The organism is Haloarcula sp. CGMCC 1.6347 (assembly GCF_037078395.1).
GTDB lineage: Archaea > Halobacteriota > Halobacteria > Halobacteriales > Haloarculaceae > Haloarcula > Haloarcula amylolytica.
Genome location: NZ_JAYMGX010000002.1, coordinates 109,812 through 126,511 on the forward strand (window position 1 = coordinate 109,812; position 16,700 = coordinate 126,511).

General features: G+C 64.1%; 23 protein-coding genes. 13 read left to right on the forward strand and 10 right to left on the reverse strand.

What is annotated here, in order from left to right; genetic code table 11:
• Positions 1-130: 130 nt before the first annotated feature.
• The 3 genes from VI340_RS08875 to VI340_RS08885 all read left to right on the forward strand — a co-directional run bounded on the left by VI340_RS08875 (position 131) and on the right by VI340_RS08885 (position 1,256).
• Complete coding sequence (locus VI340_RS08875; RefSeq protein WP_004591803.1) at positions 131-508, forward strand: helix-turn-helix domain-containing protein; 378 nt, start codon at positions 131-133, stop codon at positions 506-508.
• 2 nt (positions 509-510) lie between these two features.
• On the forward strand, positions 511-810 hold the full coding sequence (locus VI340_RS08880) for a DUF7521 family protein (RefSeq protein ID WP_008313181.1): 300 nt from the start codon (positions 511-513) through the stop codon (positions 808-810).
• A gap of 182 nt (positions 811-992) precedes the next feature.
• A complete protein-coding gene (locus tag VI340_RS08885; protein ID WP_008313180.1) occupies positions 993-1,256 on the forward strand; it encodes a DUF7521 family protein in 264 nt (87 codons plus the stop codon).
• Between the two features lies 1 nt (position 1,257).
• Here the strand turns inward: VI340_RS08885 and VI340_RS08890 are convergent, their stop codons facing one another.
• On the reverse strand, positions 1,258-2,571 hold the full coding sequence (locus VI340_RS08890) for a hypothetical protein (RefSeq protein WP_008313179.1): 1,314 nt from the start codon (positions 2,569-2,571) through the stop codon (positions 1,258-1,260).
• 89 nt (positions 2,572-2,660) lie between these two features.
• Between VI340_RS08890 and VI340_RS08895 the strand changes: the two genes are divergently transcribed.
• A complete protein-coding gene (locus VI340_RS08895; protein WP_014040729.1) occupies positions 2,661-2,945 on the forward strand; it encodes a DUF2249 domain-containing protein in 285 nt (94 codons plus the stop codon).
• Positions 2,942-3,214, forward strand: a complete 273-nt coding sequence (locus VI340_RS08900) for a glutamyl-tRNAGlu reductase (RefSeq protein WP_008313175.1) — start codon at positions 2,942-2,944, stop codon at positions 3,212-3,214. Before VI340_RS08895 ends, VI340_RS08900 begins: the two co-directional genes overlap by 4 nt.
• Before the next feature lie 2 nt (positions 3,215-3,216).
• Here the strand turns inward: VI340_RS08900 and VI340_RS08905 are convergent, their stop codons facing one another.
• Both VI340_RS08905 and VI340_RS08910 read right to left on the reverse strand, forming a co-directional pair.
• Entirely contained in the window at positions 3,217-3,531 is a 315-nt protein-coding gene (locus tag VI340_RS08905; protein WP_008313173.1) for a cupin domain-containing protein, read from the reverse strand.
• Positions 3,528-3,761 carry a DUF2249 domain-containing protein gene (locus VI340_RS08910; protein ID WP_008313171.1) on the reverse strand — a complete coding sequence of 78 codons (234 nt, stop codon included), beginning with the start codon at positions 3,759-3,761 and terminating at the stop codon, positions 3,528-3,530. Before VI340_RS08910 ends, VI340_RS08905 begins: the two co-directional genes overlap by 4 nt.
• Before the next feature lie 89 nt (positions 3,762-3,850).
• On the opposite strand from VI340_RS08910, the gene VI340_RS08915 reads away from it, so the two are divergent.
• Both VI340_RS08915 and VI340_RS08920 read left to right on the forward strand, forming a co-directional pair.
• Positions 3,851-4,387 carry a hypothetical protein gene (locus VI340_RS08915; protein WP_008313170.1) on the forward strand — a complete coding sequence of 179 codons (537 nt, stop codon included), beginning with the start codon at positions 3,851-3,853 and terminating at the stop codon, positions 4,385-4,387.
• 193 nt (positions 4,388-4,580) lie between these two features.
• Positions 4,581-4,904: a hypothetical protein gene (locus tag VI340_RS08920; RefSeq protein ID WP_336329261.1), complete on the forward strand. Its 324-nt coding sequence runs from the start codon at positions 4,581-4,583 to the stop codon at positions 4,902-4,904.
• 23 nt (positions 4,905-4,927) lie between these two features.
• Here the strand turns inward: VI340_RS08920 and VI340_RS08925 are convergent, their stop codons facing one another.
• Positions 4,928-5,293, reverse strand: a complete 366-nt coding sequence (locus VI340_RS08925; RefSeq protein ID WP_008313166.1) for a hypothetical protein — start codon at positions 5,291-5,293, stop codon at positions 4,928-4,930.
• A gap of 362 nt (positions 5,294-5,655) precedes the next feature.
• Between VI340_RS08925 and purL the strand changes: the two genes are divergently transcribed.
• Entirely contained in the window at positions 5,656-7,872 is a 2,217-nt protein-coding gene (gene purL, locus VI340_RS08930) for a phosphoribosylformylglycinamidine synthase subunit PurL (RefSeq protein WP_336358220.1), read from the forward strand.
• On the opposite strand, the gene VI340_RS08935 is transcribed toward purL, so the two are convergent.
• The 3 genes from VI340_RS08935 to VI340_RS08945 all read right to left on the reverse strand — a co-directional run bounded on the left by VI340_RS08935 (position 7,873) and on the right by VI340_RS08945 (position 10,587).
• Positions 7,873-9,087, reverse strand: coding sequence for a sensor histidine kinase (locus VI340_RS08935; RefSeq protein WP_008313161.1), 1,215 nt, complete (start codon positions 9,085-9,087; stop codon positions 7,873-7,875). It abuts the gene before it with no gap.
• Between the two features lie 3 nt (positions 9,088-9,090).
• The gene (locus VI340_RS08940) at positions 9,091-10,302 is read right to left on the reverse strand and encodes an FIST signal transduction protein (protein ID WP_336358221.1); all 1,212 of its coding nucleotides are present in this window, start codon (positions 10,300-10,302) and stop codon (positions 9,091-9,093) included.
• A 93-nt stretch (positions 10,303-10,395) separates the two neighbouring features.
• Positions 10,396-10,587 (reverse strand): DUF7550 family protein, encoded by a 192-nt coding sequence (locus VI340_RS08945; protein WP_004591771.1) that lies wholly within the window; start codon positions 10,585-10,587, stop codon positions 10,396-10,398.
• Positions 10,588-10,704: 117 nt separating this feature from the next.
• Here VI340_RS08945 and hisF point away from each other — a divergent pair, with 117 nt between their 5' ends.
• A complete protein-coding gene (hisF, locus tag VI340_RS08950; protein ID WP_008313157.1) occupies positions 10,705-11,520 on the forward strand; it encodes an imidazole glycerol phosphate synthase subunit HisF in 816 nt (271 codons plus the stop codon).
• A 298-nt stretch (positions 11,521-11,818) separates the two neighbouring features.
• Positions 11,819-12,667: a hypothetical protein gene (locus tag VI340_RS08955; RefSeq protein WP_008313155.1), complete on the forward strand. Its 849-nt coding sequence runs from the start codon at positions 11,819-11,821 to the stop codon at positions 12,665-12,667.
• A gap of 2 nt (positions 12,668-12,669) precedes the next feature.
• Here VI340_RS08955 and VI340_RS08960 read toward each other — a convergent pair whose 3' ends face one another.
• From VI340_RS08960 to VI340_RS08970, 3 genes are all read right to left on the reverse strand, one after another.
• Positions 12,670-12,954 (reverse strand): DNA-directed RNA polymerase subunit L, encoded by a 285-nt coding sequence (locus VI340_RS08960; RefSeq protein ID WP_008313154.1) that lies wholly within the window; start codon positions 12,952-12,954, stop codon positions 12,670-12,672.
• 95 nt (positions 12,955-13,049) lie between these two features.
• Complete coding sequence (locus tag VI340_RS08965) at positions 13,050-13,352, reverse strand: C2H2-type zinc finger protein (protein ID WP_008313152.1); 303 nt, start codon at positions 13,350-13,352, stop codon at positions 13,050-13,052.
• A complete protein-coding gene (locus VI340_RS08970) occupies positions 13,349-14,695 on the reverse strand; it encodes a hypothetical protein (RefSeq protein ID WP_336358725.1) in 1,347 nt (448 codons plus the stop codon). The genes VI340_RS08965 and VI340_RS08970 overlap by 4 nt, the downstream gene beginning before the upstream one ends.
• Positions 14,696-14,854: 159 nt before the next feature.
• On the opposite strand from VI340_RS08970, the gene VI340_RS08975 reads away from it, so the two are divergent.
• Genes VI340_RS08975 through VI340_RS08985 form a run of 3 tightly spaced genes read left to right on the forward strand, consistent with a single transcriptional unit; the run spans position 14,855 to position 16,693 of the window.
• Positions 14,855-15,718, forward strand: a complete 864-nt coding sequence (locus VI340_RS08975; RefSeq protein WP_008313149.1) for a cytochrome c oxidase subunit 3 — start codon at positions 14,855-14,857, stop codon at positions 15,716-15,718.
• A 42-nt stretch (positions 15,719-15,760) separates the two neighbouring features.
• Positions 15,761-16,003: a DUF7385 family protein gene (locus VI340_RS08980; protein WP_008313147.1), complete on the forward strand. Its 243-nt coding sequence runs from the start codon at positions 15,761-15,763 to the stop codon at positions 16,001-16,003.
• Positions 16,004-16,057: 54 nt separating this feature from the next.
• Entirely contained in the window at positions 16,058-16,693 is a 636-nt protein-coding gene (locus tag VI340_RS08985; RefSeq protein ID WP_008313146.1) for a PGF-CTERM sorting domain-containing protein, read from the forward strand.
• Positions 16,694-16,700: the final 7 nt, after the last annotated feature.

Genomic DNA, 16,700 nt, shown 5'->3' on the forward strand with positions numbered 1-16,700 from the left:
ACGAACGAACGGTTACAGATAAGTGCCCCATATATTGCGTGCTGTGTGGCGGAAACGTCGGCTGTGTCGGGCGGTAAGCGCTCCCGAGTCGGTTACATTAAACGTCTTGGGCGGGCAGTGTCGAGCAAGGATGGTCCGGGACCCCTTCGCTGACGAGGAGACGCCGGAGTTACAGACGGTCCTCGACGCACTCGACGACGAGGACTGTCGCGCCATTGTCAGCGTACTGGAGGAACCGTTGACGGCGAGCGAAATATCCGACCGGAGCGGCGTACCGCTATCGACGACCTACCGAAAGCTCGAACTACTGACGGAGTCCTCGTTGCTGTACGAGGGCGTCGAAGTCCGGTCGGACGGCCAACACGCGAGCCGGTACGCGATCGACTTCGAGGAGGTCGTCATCAGTCTCGACGAGGAACTGTCGCTCACCGTCGACATCTCACACCGCGCTCGGACGCCGGACCAACGGCTCGAAAACCTCTGGTCTGAGGTGCGAAAGGAGACATAACCATGGTACACATCCCAAGTTCACAGGTCGGCATCGTCGTCTCGAAGACACTGATCCTCATTCTTGGCGGACTGATTACGTACTACTCGTATCAGGCGTACAGCCGGACGAAAAGCCCCCAGCACAAGTGGCTCACCTACGGGTTCGGGGTGGTGACCCTCGGTGCGTTTGCCGGCGGTGTCCTCGACATCTTTGTCGGCAGGTATCTCGGCCAGCAACTGCTCGCTGTGAGCGTGTTCACGTCGAGTTCGCTGACGGCCATCGGCCTGGGTATCATCCTGTACTCGCTATACGTTCGGTAGTGACTGCGCGGCGCGGTGCTCGATTCGTCTCTTGGTTCTCGATTTCGCTCGGAGCGGGCAACTGGTCCGTATTACGTCGTGACACTGGTATTCTCACCGACTGGAAACGCTACGGACGGTATATTTATCAGGACGTGTCAATCAGAGCCATGCTTGGAGCGAACGCAGTGTTGTTAATCGGGATGAAGACAGTCACGCTGTTCTGCGGTGTGATACTGACGACGTTGACATACCGCGCATACCGCCGCACTCGAGCACCGGCGATGCGAGCGCTCTGTCTCGGTATCGGGTTCGTCACACTGGGCGCAATACTCGGGGGGAGCCTCCACCAGTTCGTCGGCATGCCGGTGGCACAGAGCGTCACTGTCGAGGAGCTGTTCACCGCTGCCGGGTTCTTTATTCTGACCTACTCGGTGTACACTGACCAGCCGACCACGACGAACTGAGTTACGAGTCCTCGGCGGGTGTGTGTTCACGACCGGTCAGCAGTGTTGGCAGCGATTGCGGGCTGTGTTCGACGAGGACAGCGACGAGGTTGCCCGCGAACAAGACGGTCCCGAAAAACGCGAGCCCCCCGGCGACCAACGCCGTGCCGTCCGGTGTCTCAAGCCACTGACTGCTCACGAGGAGGCCGTACGCAGTTATCAGCGTCACACCATCTATCGCCGCGATTCGGTGGTCGTACAGGTCATCGACCATCGGCACGTCCTCGAAGCCGAGGCGGTCACTGTACCGGTGGACCCAGACGATGAACGGGACGACGTGATACAGCGTCCCGAGGACGACGAAGCCGACGCCGCCGACGAGCAGCACTGTCGACGGCTGACCGAGCAGCCCGGCGTACGCGAGCGGGTCGTTCCACCATGCGAACATCGTCAGCCCCGCCCAGAGAAACAGCGACAGCGCTGCGACGCTGTATCGGGTCAACATCGGGGACCACTCGACACGCGCCCCGACGAGCTGTCGCGCCAGGAGCACCGCCACCACGCCGAGACCGGCAGCGACGAGAACCGCGCCGAACCGGGCCAGAACGGGTGACCCGATCAGCCGACCGCCAGCGAGCGCAAGGACCCCAAGCGGATAGACGGCCGTCTCCGCCCGCTGGACCGCTGCGTCAACCTTGCCGGTGTCGGCCTGCGTGAACATCGGGGCGAGCTGTGCCAGCGCGCCCGCGACAGTCGTCAGGACAGCACCGAACACGGCGAGTGTCCCGTGGGCCAGCAAGAGCCCCTGCCTGCCGATTCCCAAAAGCGGGAGGACGCCGGCGGCGTGGTCCAGCGCCAGCACGATCCCGGCGGCCGTCACGAGGGCGAAAAACAGCAGTGCCCAGCCGAAATGAATCGCCGTGACGTCGGGCTCCGCAGCGAGTAGCGTCCGTCCGATGTTGTAACAGAGCGTCCAGACGCCGATCAGCGCGAACGCTCCGGCGACTGGCAACACTGCAGGAGTCGCTGTCAGGAAGCCAGCGGCCAGACCCGCGATCCCGACCGCCGCGAGTGGTAACTGCGCAGCAGCGAGGCGGCGCGAATGGAGTTCGATTCCACACCAGACCGGAACGAACTGCGTCAGTGCGCCCATGATGGTGAGACAGACCCACCCCGCGAGCAGGAGGTGGACCTGTGCGAGGTGGCCGGCCCGACCCTCGACGACGCCGACGGTGACACCGGCGACCAGAAACGCCAGCGCGACGACGAAATGACGCAGCGGAACCGTCATCGGCGGGGCGGCGTCTGCGTCCACGTCGGCAGGTATTCCGCTCATTGCTGTGTAGTATGACCCTGTCCCTGCTGGCAATGTGGCCGAATATGTTCGGGGAAAGGGTCGGCCCGTTCACAACCGAACGCAAACACATGACGTCGAACCACCAGCCAACAGAGCAGATCGCGGCCCTGATTTCGGAAACTGGTGCGCCCGGTGACGCGCCGACGGAACGCCTCGATGTGCAGTCGCTGGGGCCGCCAAAGCCGCTCAAGCAGACACTAGAGCGGCTTGCGGACCTTGACGACGACATCGTCCTCGTCCAGTTCAACGACCGCGCCCCACAGCACCTCTATCCGAAACTCGAGGACAGAGGCTACGAGTACGAAAGTGTTGAGACCGACGACGCGACAGTGACAGTCATCTGGCACAGATGAATCAGAACACGGAGCCGCCTGTCGACGTCGAAGAAGCGATCGCTCGGATCGACAGCCGTGGTGCGAAGATTCAGCGGGAGCAACTCGAACGGACGCTGTCACAGCTACAACAGGACGGCGAACTGACGGCTGACCAGCGGCTTGCGGTCGAAAAACTGAGCGAACGGCTCGTCGACCGATTGCTCGCCGTCCCCCGGGCAACTCTACAGGACGCGGCGAGGAGTGCAGACGACGAGCGGATCGAAACCGCGATTTCCCTGTTCGAGTGAGCCTACTCCGACGACGCCAAAACGAGCAGTGCCTCGCTGTCCGCCGTTGCGGCGGGGGAGATGTTCTGGTCACCGTCGAACCGGACGACGTCGCCGGGAGAGAGCGACACCGTCTCGTCGCCGAGCGTCAGGTCCACGGCGCCCGAACGGAGGAGGAACACGATGTCCCGACCGGGATGCTTGTGGGCCGGAATCGACTCGCCCGCACCGAGCGTCAACCGGACGGTCTTTGGCTCCCCGTCGAACAACCTCGTCCGGCCGTCCCCGTCGCCGTCGAGCGTTGCTCGCTCCGTTTCTGTGACGGTAGATTCGCTCATTGTTTCGGGAGGTCGGCGACGAACTTCTGTGGGCCGTCCTGCTCGCACCGGTAATTCGCCGCGTCGAACGCCTCGACCTCGGCTTGCATCTCGTAGAACAGCGGCTTCGGCTCGTGATCGTTGATAATCCGAAGCGTCTCCCCTGAGGACAGCGCCTCGAAGGAGTCGTGTATCTTCGAGTGTCGCTCCGGCGGCGGCGTCTCGCGCAGGTCGAGTGTGGTTGCTGGCATCACCTGAGCGTTCGCCGGGCGTCGGTGAGGGGGTTCCCCCGAACACGTTCGGGAGTAGGTCCTGATGGATGCCGCCCGTTCGTTTCAGTATGAGCCTTCTCTCCGGCCTCCGTGGCGGCTCAGACGTCGGGTTCGATAGCTACGGGACGTTCGTTCCCGAACACAACCCTGACCCCGGCCCGTTCCTGTCTGAGACAGCAGTACTGACCGGCACCGACCACGCCGCGTTCCACCGACTCACGATGGACCTGTTCGACGAGCGCGGCGTGTACGACATGACTTTCGGGTACAACCTCGCACGGCTGAACCTCGACCATCGGCACCCGGACGCGGGCTTCCGCTACGGCCGTGAGACGGACGACAGGAGCGTGTTGCGAGCCGAGTTCACGCCGACGACCGAGTTCTGCCCCCAGAGCGACACGCTGACTGTCGGCGCGTTTCGCGCCTGGAACGGGCTGTCGGACCGCCACGAGTACGACCTTGTCCGCGTCCGCGTGAGCCCTGGCCACCACCAGAGTACGAGTATCAACGACAAACTCCAGCAACTCGAAACGCGGTACCGGAAAACCGGTGAACTCCGGACGGACGATGCGGACGAATCGTCCGACGAGAGCGTGCCGTTCTGACAGCTGAGTACATGGAAAACGTTATACGGTTTGCTGGGCGACATATCGTAAGCTGAGCCGACTGGGTGGGATATCGGTGGCTTGGTGGGATAGTGGAGAGTCCCTCCACGACAGAAAGCAACAACCTATCAAAAAACGATGGTATCGGAGTACTTACGGTGCGGCGTCGCGGCCCGCCGGAGGCGGAGCCGAGATGGATAGCGATATCTTTCGGGATGCGGACGGAACCTACAACAAGCGGCTTCTGGGACTGGTCCTTCTCGTTTTACTCGCCGTCGTCGGTGCTGGCGTTGGGACCCTCGGTCTCACCGACAACAGCGACGCGACTTCTGAGCCCGCCACCGAGACGACGCCAAGCCCGGCAGAGTCGACACCGGACGGAACTGACGCCACTTCGACCGAAAGCGGCGGCAGTGCCTCCCCACCGCCGAGCGCGCTCCTGTCCGAAACTCCGACAGAGACTCCGGCTAACAACCAGTCGGACGGGACCACCGCGGGCAACGCGACGGCTGAATAGTCCGGCAGTAAAACGGCGGTTCCTCAGGAAAACAGCAGATTGAGGTTGAACCCGGTCACGGCGAGCCCCATCACTGTCAGAAGCACCGGCGGACCGTAGTAGAGCAACGGGTCTTCTTCGAGCACGCCGCCCCAGATGCTCACGCCGAGACAGCAGTATATCACGAGGAGTTTGAGGCCGAGGAAGCCGCCGCCGCCGAACGACTGGATCGCCCACCTGATCGCGGGATTTGCCTCGGTGAACGTCGGGACGAAATAGACGATGGCGATAGTGGTAACCACGTCACCGACACCGTACGTCGCCAGCGCTACCGCCCACACGCTGGAGAAGGACCGGCCGGAGAAAGAACTCCCTTCCAGCGTCAGCCAGTCACCGTCGGCAGCACCCATACTGTGTTGGGGTATGGCCAGCGGTCATATATACTCCGAGTGCCAGTTATCTTATTTGAAAACCCGGACTTCGATGTGACGCCTCCGGAGATATTGAGCCAATAACCTCGTATAGCCACTCCAACGGCCCATATTACCCTCTTGATACCCATGACCGATTCTCAGTAGCCACTCGTATTCAGCTGTGAATCTCAGTTATTGGGAGTGGGTGTCGAGTCGTTGTACAGGCGCGCCTCGACGGTCGCCGTTCGCTGAGCTGCCGACGCGAGTTTCGCTGTGTTCCCGGCCAGAGTGTACATTCGCGTACTACCGACGCGGGTGCATGGAAAGGGACTTATCTTGTGGGCGGCCACGAGGAGGTAATGAGCCTGTCCGACGCGGACCACGAACTCGTGGTCGAGGAGATCGGCCGGGAGCCGACCCGGGCGGAGGCCGCTCTCTTCGAGAACCTCTGGAGCGAACACTGCGCGTATCGCTCCTCTCGCCCCCTGCTGTCGGCGTTCGACTCCGAGGGCGATCAGGTCGTCATCGGCCCCGGCGACGACGCGGCCGTCGTCTCTCTACCGACCAACGGCGACGGCGAGGAAATGTACATCACGATGGGCGTCGAGTCCCACAACCACCCGTCCTACGTCGACCCGTTCGACGGCGCGGCGACGGGCGTGGGCGGGATCGTCCGCGACACGCTGTCGATGGGGGCCTACCCCATCGCGCTGGCCGACTGCCTGTACTTCGGTGACTTCGACCGGGAACACTCGCGCTATCTCTTCGAGGGCGTCGTCGAGGGCATCTCCCACTACGGGAACTGCATCGGCGTCCCGACAGTGGCCGGCAGCGTCGCCTTCCACGACGACTACGAAGGCAACCCGCTCGTGAACGTCTCCTGTATCGGCCTGCTGGAGCCCGAGCGGACCATCACCGCCGAGGCCCAGGAGCCCGGTAACAAGCTCGTCCTCGTCGGCAACGCGACGGGGCGGGACGGCCTCGGCGGCGCGTCCTTCGCCAGCGAGGACCTCGCGGAGGACGCCGAAACCGAGGACCGGCCGGCCGTGCAGGTCGGCGACCCGTACTCGGAGAAGCTCCTCATCGAGTGCAACGAGGCGCTGCTGGACGAGGCGCTCGTCGAGTCGGCCCGGGATCTCGGGGCCGCCGGCCTCGGTGGCGCGTCCTCGGAACTGGTCGCCAAGGGCGGCCTCGGCGCGCGCATCGAACTGGACCGCGTCCACCAGCGCGAACCGAACATGAACGCCATGGAGATTCTCCTCGCAGAGAGCCAGGAGCGGATGGTGTATGAGGTTGCGCCCGAAAACGTCGACCGCGTCGCCGAACTCGCCGAGCGGTTCGACCTCGGCTGTTCGGTCATCGGCGAACTCACCGAACCGGGCACGAACTACGTCTGTACGTTCGAGGGGAGCGAGACAACTGTCTCGGACAAGTCGAGCGGGCAGCGCCCGCGAGACAGCGAGACAGTCGTCGACGTGGACGCGACGTTCCTCGGCGACGGCGCGCCGATGAACGACCTGCCGAGCAACGCGCCACCGAAACAGGAACGGGACCTGCCGACGGTGTCGCTGGACGAGGCGTTCGAGCAAATTGTCGGTAGTCCGAACTGCGCTTCCAAACGGTGGGTGTACCGCCAGTACGACCACGAGGTGCAGGTCCGAACGAGCGTCCTGCCCGGCGACGACGCCGCGCTGCTCGCCGTTCGCGAAGCCGGGACCGGGCTGGCGTTCTCCGCCGGCGCGGACCCCAACTGGACCGACGCCGCGCCGTATGAGGGCGCACGCGCCGTCGCACTGGAAAACGCCACCAACGTCGCCGCGAAGGGCGCGACGCCCCACGCGGCCGTGGACTGTCTGAACGGCGGCAACCCCGAGAAACCCGACGTGTACGGCGGCTTCAAAGGTATCGTCGACGGGCTGGCTGATATGTGCAGCGACCTCGACGTGCCGGTCGTCGGCGGCAACGTCTCGCTGTACAACGATTCACAGGACGGGCCGATTCCGCCCACGCCGACGCTCGCGCTGGTCGGGGTCAAGGAAGGCTACGACGCCCCGCCGCTGTCGCTGTCCGGCGAGGGAACGCTCGTCGTCGTCGGTGACACCGCGCTGGAAGGCGAAGCCGACCCGCGACTCGGCGGCTCCGAGTACACCGCGCAGTTCGGCGGGACCGACCGCTTCCCCGCCCTCCCGGCGGACTCAACGGACGTTGTCGAGACGATTGCCGAGGTTGCCGACGCCGACCACGTACTGGCGAGCCACGACGTGAGCCACGGCGGGCTGGCAGTGGCACTTGCGGAGATGGTCCACGAGGACGCCGGCGCGTCGGTCGACATCGAGCCGGTCGAGCGTGGCAGCCAGAACCGACTCCTGTTCAACGAGCGGCCCGGCCGCGTCGTGTTCGAGACGACCGACCCGGTGGCGGTCCGGGAAGCCTTCGACGGCGTCGCCCCGGTGACGGAACTGGGCGAAGCAAACGGCTCGAACCGGCTCGATATCACTGTCAACGACGGGACGCTGGCGTACGACGCTGCGGACATCGCCGACCTGCGGTCGGTCATCGAAGACGAACTGGCCTGATTACCAGCGGACATCGAACCGCGCACCGCCCCTCTCGCTCTCCGAGACTGCGACCGACCAGCCGTGCGCTTCGGCGATGCTCTGAACGATCGACAGGCCGAACCCTGTCCCGTCCGAGTTCGTCGAGTAGCCGTGTTCGAACACTAGCTCACGGTCGTCCGGTGAAATGCCGGGGCCGTCGTCGGCGATGGAGAACCCGTTCTCATGTGTCTCGGGCGCGGAAACGACGACGGTGCATTCCGCGCCCGCATGCTCGATGGCGTTCCGGTAGAGATTCTCGAATAGCTGCTGGAGGCGCTCGGCGTCCGCCTCGATGGTCGCGTCGGTTTCGATGGTAAGCGTTGCGTCCCCGGTTTCGACCTGTTGCCACGCGTCGCCTGCGACGGCTTCGATGGAGACGCTCGTGGTCTCTCCGACGACCCGCCCCTGACGAGCGAGCGTCAGCGTGTCATCGAGGATCCGTGCCATCCGCTCGTGTGCCGCGGCGACCTCCTGTAACCCCTCCCGAACAGCCGCATCCTCGATGTCGCCGAGCAGGAGGTGGGTGCGGCCGGATGCGACGTTCAACGGGTTCCGAAGGTCGTGGCTGACGATACTGACAAACTCGTCAAGCCGCTCGTTCTGGTGTTTCAGCTGTTGTTCGCGGCGCTTCCGTTCAGTGATGTCGGTGTATATCCCGTACCCTTCCAGCTGGCTGCTGTCACGGGTGACGATGGTACTCCGGAACAGGTAGGTCCGTATCTCGCCTGATGCAGTCGTCCGCCTGACCTCTTGCTCCGACTGGCCGGTCTGTTCCCACCAGTCAGTCCTGATGACTTCGGAGTCGGCTCCGGGCGGCGCGAGGAGTGTCCGAAGCTCCGTTCCGACTGCATCCGTCTGGTCGTAGCCGAACGTGTCCGCGAACGCTTCGTTGATCGACTTGACGTACGGTTCTCGCTGCTCAAACTCGACGACGACAGCCGGGTTTGGGATGTTCCCCAGGAGCGCGTCAAACCGTTCCTGTGCCGCCAGCTGCACGCGGAGTTCACTCGCGACGAGTGCGACGTATCCCTCGTTGTTGTGCTGGATTATATCACAGATATCCTGTGCATCCGTGTCGTCTATCTCCGTGTCGCCACTGATACCCAGATCAGCCATCGCGTCGTCGACGATAGCCGACGCCTTCTCGATGCCGACCGTTTCTGCGAACTTTGAGACGAGTCCTGTTCGATTCATCTGTTACTCCGGCAGTGCAAAGAGCACCGTTGTCGTGTTGTGAAAGCCACTGAGTTGTCCGGCCTGCATACACAGCTCTCCGTACGTCTCAAACCCAGCAACTGGGGCCGACAGGGTCGATGTGATACCATCGACAGTCGCCGAAAACGCGTCGTCGAAGAGAATCTGACGACACGCACAGTCGTAGACGAACGCGCCAGCGATGGGACCGTCACACAGCGAGACAGCGTCGGCAGCAGCCTGTTCGGCGGACGCGATCTGGTCAGCTTTGTTGCCATGCATTACGCGGAGGACAGTTCCCTCCGGAATATCGACGGCAAACTGCAGTGCGCCAGTCTCTTCAATCGCAGTCCGGGGCCAGCGGATCTTGTAGGTTTCACCCTGGTCGATACCGAACAGGTATTCGACCATGAGCTTCCTGAGCGCCGTCGAACCGACTGGGACGTCGTCGACGGCTACCCCCGTTGTCTCCACAGCGTGGTCTCGAACAGCGTCTTTCCATACCGCAAACGCTGGTTCACCGTCGAGTTCGTGAACCACGTTCCCGGAGACCTCGGTTACCTCCCACGGTTCTGAGATGGGGCTGTGGCCGTGGTTGACGGTAATGATCGGACGCTTTTCGCCGGAGACGAGTACGATAACGACTGCGTCGTCGACAACCGACTCATCGCAAAACACTGGTGTCGACTCCATCCGGAGACCGTCAGACGCTGCCCCACCTGCGAATTCGACATAGGGGCCAAGCCGTCGCTGGACTGACAGCGACAACTGTTCACCGACGCCCGACAGCCCGTCGTGGAGGACGATCGCTGACTGGTAGGGTTCCTCGATATCGTCGGGAAGCGCTCGGACAGCATCTCTGACAGCCCCACGGGTGTTCTCGCTGAGACCGGCGGCAAGGGCCGTATCGAACCGGAACGAATCACTGGTAACGAGCGTGACGGCCACGCCGGCGTCCATCGTTCGCTCCTCAGTGAACGTTCCGCCAGCCGTGCAGCCGACAACGGCTGTCTCGTCGTCGACGAGCGCATTCACGCCCGCCAGAACGGCTTCGGGGTCGAACCCGGAACTGGCAAACACCTGACAGAAGTCCACCCGATCGGCGTCCAGTCGGTCCCGAGCAGCGCTGGTCGCCTCTCGGCCAGCGCGCGTCCCAGCGGTCGCCACTGACGTTCCCGTTGCGACCGCTGTACTCGCGCCTGACTGGGGCGACATTGTACAACAGTTATTCGCGCGGAAACCTATATACTCTCCCCAGAAGTATCAGAAATGATATCCCTGGCGGCCGACGTGGTCATACCGACCTGCTCAGGCCAGCGCCAGCGCGATACCGAACGTAAGCACCAGTCCGACCAGCAGGACGCCGAGCCCTGTCCCGACCTGCGACATGGTGAACGGGCTCTGTGGGGCCGTCGACCGAAGCGGCGGTTCTCGCGCGGGCAGTTCGACGTGTTCAGGGTCGTAATCCGGCCGGTCCTCTTCGTGGTGGTCGTCTGCCATGAGCGGTGATTCTGGTGCGTCGTACGTGTAGCTGTCGGATTGTCACTGCGTACTCGGCCAGACACTTGCACCAGTCGAAACGGTCAAACGGCGTTGCGTCGAACCCACAGGTATCGAATGACGCTCACGAAACGGATCATCCCCTGTATCGACGTCGACGTGGACGAGAACGGGGACGCGGCGGTGTACACGGGAGTCAACTTCGAGGACCTGGAGTACACTGGCGACCCGGTAGAGATGGCCAAGGCCTACAACGAGTCCGGCGCCGACGAGTTCGTCTTCCTGGACATCACCGCCTCCGCCGAGGGCCGCGAGACGATGCTCGATACAGTGTCGGCCGTGGCCGACGAGGTGTTCATCCCGCTGACCGTCGGCGGCGGCATCCGCACTCGTGACGACATCAAAGAGACGCTGCGGGCCGGTGCGGACAAGGTGTCGATCAACTCCGGCGCTATCGCCGAGCCCGACCTGATCAACGAGGGCGCGGCGGCCTTCGGGAGTCAGTGTATCGTCATCTCCGTCGACGCTCGCCGTCGCTTCGACGATGAGGGCGAGTACTACACCGAGGTCGACGGCGAGTCCTGCTGGTTCGAATGCACCGTCAAGGGGGGCCGCGAGGGAACCGGGCTGGACGTCGTCGAGTGGGCGACCGAAGCGGAGGAACGCGGGGCCGGCGAACTGTTCGTCAACTCCATCGACGCCGACGGGACGAAAGACGGCTACGACATCCCGCTGATGCAGGCCGTCTGTGATACCGTCTCGACGCCGGTCATCGCATCTTCGGGCTGTGGCGGCCCGGAAGACATGGAAGAGGTGTTCGTCGATGCCGGCGCGGACGCCGGTCTCGCTGCCTCCATCTTTCACTTCGGCGAGTACTCCATCGCCGAGACCAAGGAGTACCTCGACAGCAAGGGGATTCCGGTCCGACTGTAACCCCGTCTCAGACATAAGGTAGCAATATTAAATACCCATACCTGTCATTATATCGGTATGACGCAGTTCTCCTGTCGGTTCGGATGCCCCGGTTTCCTCCGCGTCTCGGCGTTCGATATCGGTTCTCGCTGCCAGCGGCCACGCTCACCCCGGTCCCTGGAAGCAGGCGTCAACGGGGTCGAACGGCCCCGATGAGTCAGCCCACGACTGAGCGACCGTGGGGGAACGTCTCCCCGGAACCGCAGCACTGTGGCCTGGCATCGGGCAGGTTTTATTCGCCCAACACGGAGAATCAACAATGAAATGGCGGTGCGAATGGTGTGGCAAACCCCACGAGGAGGACGACCCGCCGTGTGACAACTGCGGGCACGGCTCCTTCGAGGAAGCCGTGACGCAGGTCAACGAAGAGGTCGTCGAGGGCGGGCCCAGGTGGGTCTGTCTGGACTGCGGTCGCCAGCACCAGAAGAACTCCCCGCCGTGCAAACGCTGTGGCGGGAGTAACTTCGAGCGGCGGACGGGACCGCCGGAGGACGATCCGCTCGATGAGATACAGACCGGCTGGCTGGACGTGCTCGAAACGAAGTACGCGATCGGCTACGCCGCCGTGGCACTGCTGCTCGGCCTCATCGTGCTCGCTGCTGTGGGCGGTATCACGTTGCCGGGCTTTGCCGCCGAAACCCCCACCGGCCCACCGTCGATCGCGTCCCCTGCCGGAAGCGGCGACACCGTCGACTCGCTCTCGCTCGCCGAGGTCGAGGACACCTACGTCGACGTGTACAACGTCCGGCGGTCGGGCGTCGGCGGCGGAACGGTCTCGCGGAACGCGACCATCGACGACGCCGCGGCCTACTACAACAAGGGCCGCGTCGACGCGCGATACGACAACGCGGAGCGACCCACGCGAGAGGGAGTCTCCCGGTTCCCGCTCCCCTGTGACCGCCCAGCAGTGGTCAGCTACGAGGTGGCCTACGACCGAACGCCGCAGTCACTCGACCGGTTCCGGAACGAGACGGCGCTGGCGACCGCGCTCGTCGACAGCTACCTCGAGCGGGGTAACAGGATTCAGACGTCAGACGCCGGACTGATCGGCCTCGATATCCACGTCGGTCCGGACGAACGCGTGTTCGTCACGTACGTGCTCTGCTAGAATTACGCGGCGGCTTCGAACGCGTCAGTGAAGTTGTCCGCCTTCTCGATGACGGCGTCAGTCCCGTCTTCGAGGGCTTCGAGCGCGTCGACGCCCTCCTCGGTTTTGATGGTCAGGACCGGGTCTGTCTGGCCACCGGATTGTTCCGGGTTCACGTCGTAGGTCGCCGCTGTGACGCCCGCTGTCTCCAGCAGCGCCCCCTTGATGACGTTCATGAACGTGTGGTCCTCACCGGCGATTTCGATAGAGAGTTCCGTGTCGGATTTGTCGATAACGCGAAGGTCCATACCCACTGTTTGGTCACCTGCGACCCATCAACGCTTCGCTTCCCGTCTGCCGGCCAACAGCGAGGCTCCAGACCGAGCGGACGATACGGCGTCGGTTAGACGAGCGCGTACACCATCAGGAAGCCGAAGTAGATGAGCACGAGCGCGCCCAGCGCCTGCAGTCGGAACGCCGAAAGCGACGCTTCCTCCTCGTCGTGGGCCGCCCGGAAGGCCTCGACCTCCTCGTCGTCGAGTTCGCTGGGGTGGGCCAGGCCGCGGTGGAGCGCGAGCCAGGACTCGCGGGCGAACGGCCGGCCGCAATACGAACAGGTGTAGGCTGTGGCGTCGGCCGGAACGTCGTATGTCTCGTCGATGGCGGTGCCTGTCGCTGCCGCTGATTGGGTTGCTGTGTCAGTCATAGATGGGGGAGTGCCACCTCCGGCTGGGAGACGACCCAGAGGCTCGTCATCGTGTAGAACACCATGACCGCGATGAAGGGGTACTGCGACCGAATCGCCTGCAGCCGTGCGGGAAACAGGTCGTACGCGGCGGCGTGGGCCACCCAGATAGCGACCAGATGACCGATGATGACCGACGCGAGCGCAATCGCGCCGAACCAATCCGGTAGTTCGATGGTCGGCACTACTGCCGGGTCCGCGAACGGCGACGTGAGCGCGACGGCCAGCGAAGGTGCGAGCACGAGGAAGTACCCGAGGTAGTGCGCGAAGTGGTAGCCGACGGCGATGGCGATAAGCGGCGGCGCGAACCGCTGTGCGAGCACTGCCGGAGCCAGATACGTGTCCGACATATCGCGGGAGAGCCGGACCGCGAGTCGATACACGCCGAGGAAGCCGGCGAAGCCGATCCCGAGCGCGACCGGGTACAGGAGGTGCGGCGGGACGCCAGTGTCGACGAGTGGTGTCGTCAGGTCCCGCCAGGCCGGCGTCGTGACCAGCCCGTCGTAGGTCGTGACCCACAGCAGGGCGACCACGAACGCCACCTCGTCCGGACCGTCGACCAGCCGCGGCGTCGAGAGGTCCATGCCGGGGAGCCGAAGTCGGAGTCCGTCCTCGCCGCGGCCGATGGGGGCAAAGCGACCGTAGTAGCGGAACACCCGCTCCACTGGATCGGCGTGAGCGAACCAGTCCTCGGGTCCGAACACGAGCGCGCCCGCGAGCGTCAGCACCGAGTAGCCGGCGACGACCGACGCGAGCAGGCGCGGCTGGTCGGCGAGCGGGCTGACCACCTCAACCCACACCAGTACGAGCAGGCCGCCGACGGCGGGCCACGACCCGACGCGGGCGGGGTAGGTGCGGTCGAGCGACGGGAGGAGGTCGGCGAGCGTCTTGAACGGATTGAGCGTCGCCCAGCTGTTCCCCACGAGGTACGTCGTCATCGCCAGCCCGGCCCACCAGCCGACCCAGACGAGCAGTATCGCGAGGTTCGTCCGGGCGTTCGTCGGTCCGAGGAAGCCGACGACGAACACCGCGGCGAGTCCGGCGAGCCCGAGGAGTTGGCCGGCGAGCGTTAGGACACGCTCGTAGTCGCCCGACAGCGGCCGCCCCCAGTCGTGGATGCGCTCGACGAACGCCCGGTCGGTGACGAACGAGGCCAGCAGGAACGACGCGCCGACGGCCGCACCACCGGTACTCAGGAAGAGCCACGTCGGTATCGTCAGCGATTCGCGACCGCCGCCGGCGAGACTGCCGCCGTGTGCGCTCGCCGTCCCCGTCGCGGCCAGCCAGCCCAGCCCACACACCACCAGCGCGACCGTACGACGCCTCCCAGATGTCATCGTCGGCAGTTGGGCCTTCGCCCCCGTGTAGCTTCCGGGATGCCGGCGGGCCATTCAGAGACGGAACCGGGCCAATCCGCAGTGAATTGGATGGGCTTTTAGTATTCCGTTCGCAAGGGCCCTAGTATGAGTGTCTCCGATGAACACGCGGACGACGGGCACGGGGAGCATCACCTCCCGGCGACGGAGGACTGGCCCCACGGGTTCGGCGAGGCCAGCTGGTGGCCCTTTGTGACGGCGATCGGTGGTTCGGGAATCTACGTCAGCGCGGCCCTGCTCGTGCTCTCGATGGGCGAGAACGCACTAGTCAGCCAGACGGTCGGGGCGGGAGCGATGGCCGGGAGCGTCGGCCTCTTCCTCGTCGGCATCTACGGCTGGCTGTATCACGCCTTCGTCTCCGACTTCTGGGAGCGCGGGACGGACTACCACTCGGACAAGACGCTGAAGTTCGCCATGCTCCTGTTCCTCGGGAGCGAAATCGCCACCTTCGGCGCTGGCTTCGTGTACTACTTCATCGTGCGTGGCGGCGAAGTCTGGGCGCAGGCGGCAGTGCCAGAGGTGTTCGGCTCGCTGGTGATCGTCAACACGCTGATTCTGATCGCCAGCTCGGTGACGCTTCACTACAGCCACATCGCGCTCCGGAACGGAAACCGAAGCCGGTTCCTGAAGTTGCTGGGCGCGACGCTGCTGCTGGGCATCGTCTTCATCGGCGGGCAGGTGTACGAGTACTACGAGTTCATCGTGCACAAGGGCTTCAGCATCGGTGGCGGCATCTACGGCTCCGCCTTCTACGGTCTGACGGGACTCCACGGCCTCCACGTCACGATGGGGGCTGTCCTTCTGGGTATCGTCTTCGTTCGCGCGTACTACGGGCAGTACTCGGCTGAACGGCACACCTCCGTTTCGACGGCGTCGATGTACTGGCACTTCGTCGACATCGTCTGGATCTTCCTCGTCGTCGTGCTCTACATGGGCGCGAACCTGGTGTAGATCGCCGACGAGTTTTAGACGGCCGACACTCGTTTCACACGCATGGACCGGCTAGACGTCAGCGGGAGCTTCGACGTACACGAGTACCGCCACGGGCTCAAGCTGCTGAAAGACGACCGTGGGACCATGACGCTGTCGAACCGGAAGGGGTTCGCCTGTCCGGCCTGTGGCAACGAGTTCGAGACGCTCTTTATCAGCGAAAAGCGGGCGAACACCTTCGGGGACCCCGGGTCGCCCTTCTGTCTGGTCCGAACTGACGACCAGCTACTGGTCCTGACACATTGAGCCGTATCGCCCCCGGTAACAAGGCTTATTCCGTCCGCCCCGATTCGGTGAGGTATGCATCGAATTGTCCCTGCGGTCGGTCTCGCTGCCCTCGTCGTCCTCTCCGGCTGTGTGACGGCGACGGTTGACTCGACAGTGGCCGGAGACGGCACAGTTTCGGAGTACGATCTGACTCTCGAAATGTCCCCGTCGGTGTACGACGGGCTCCAGAGCCAGGCCCAGCAAGAGGGCTATGACTCGGTTGAAGGATATCTCCTGGCCGACGTGAACACCAGTCGGATGGCGAACCAGACGTACGAGCAAGAGCTGGAGGGTGAGAACGTCACGCTCTCGATGACGTTCACGGACTGGAACCCCGGCCCGGAAAGCGACGTGTCGGTCAACGCTAGCGGAGGCAACGTCACGTACGAAGACCGGACGTTCGTCACTGCGAACGAGGATACCGACGTGGCCTTCGGCGATGGCGTCGCAGTCGAGTACCAGCTGACGATGCCTGCCGACGTCTCGTCCTCGAACGCCGATATCGTTCGGAACGAGACCGCTGTCTGGGAGTACGAGGCTGACGAACCGGTCGAGGAACCGATCCGCGCGACCAGCCCCGCACCGTCGTCGGCCTTCGGCCCCGGAATGGGGATTCCCGTCGCCGTCGTGGCACTGCTCGGGGCCGCACTGCTAGCCAGTCGGGACTGATACTGTC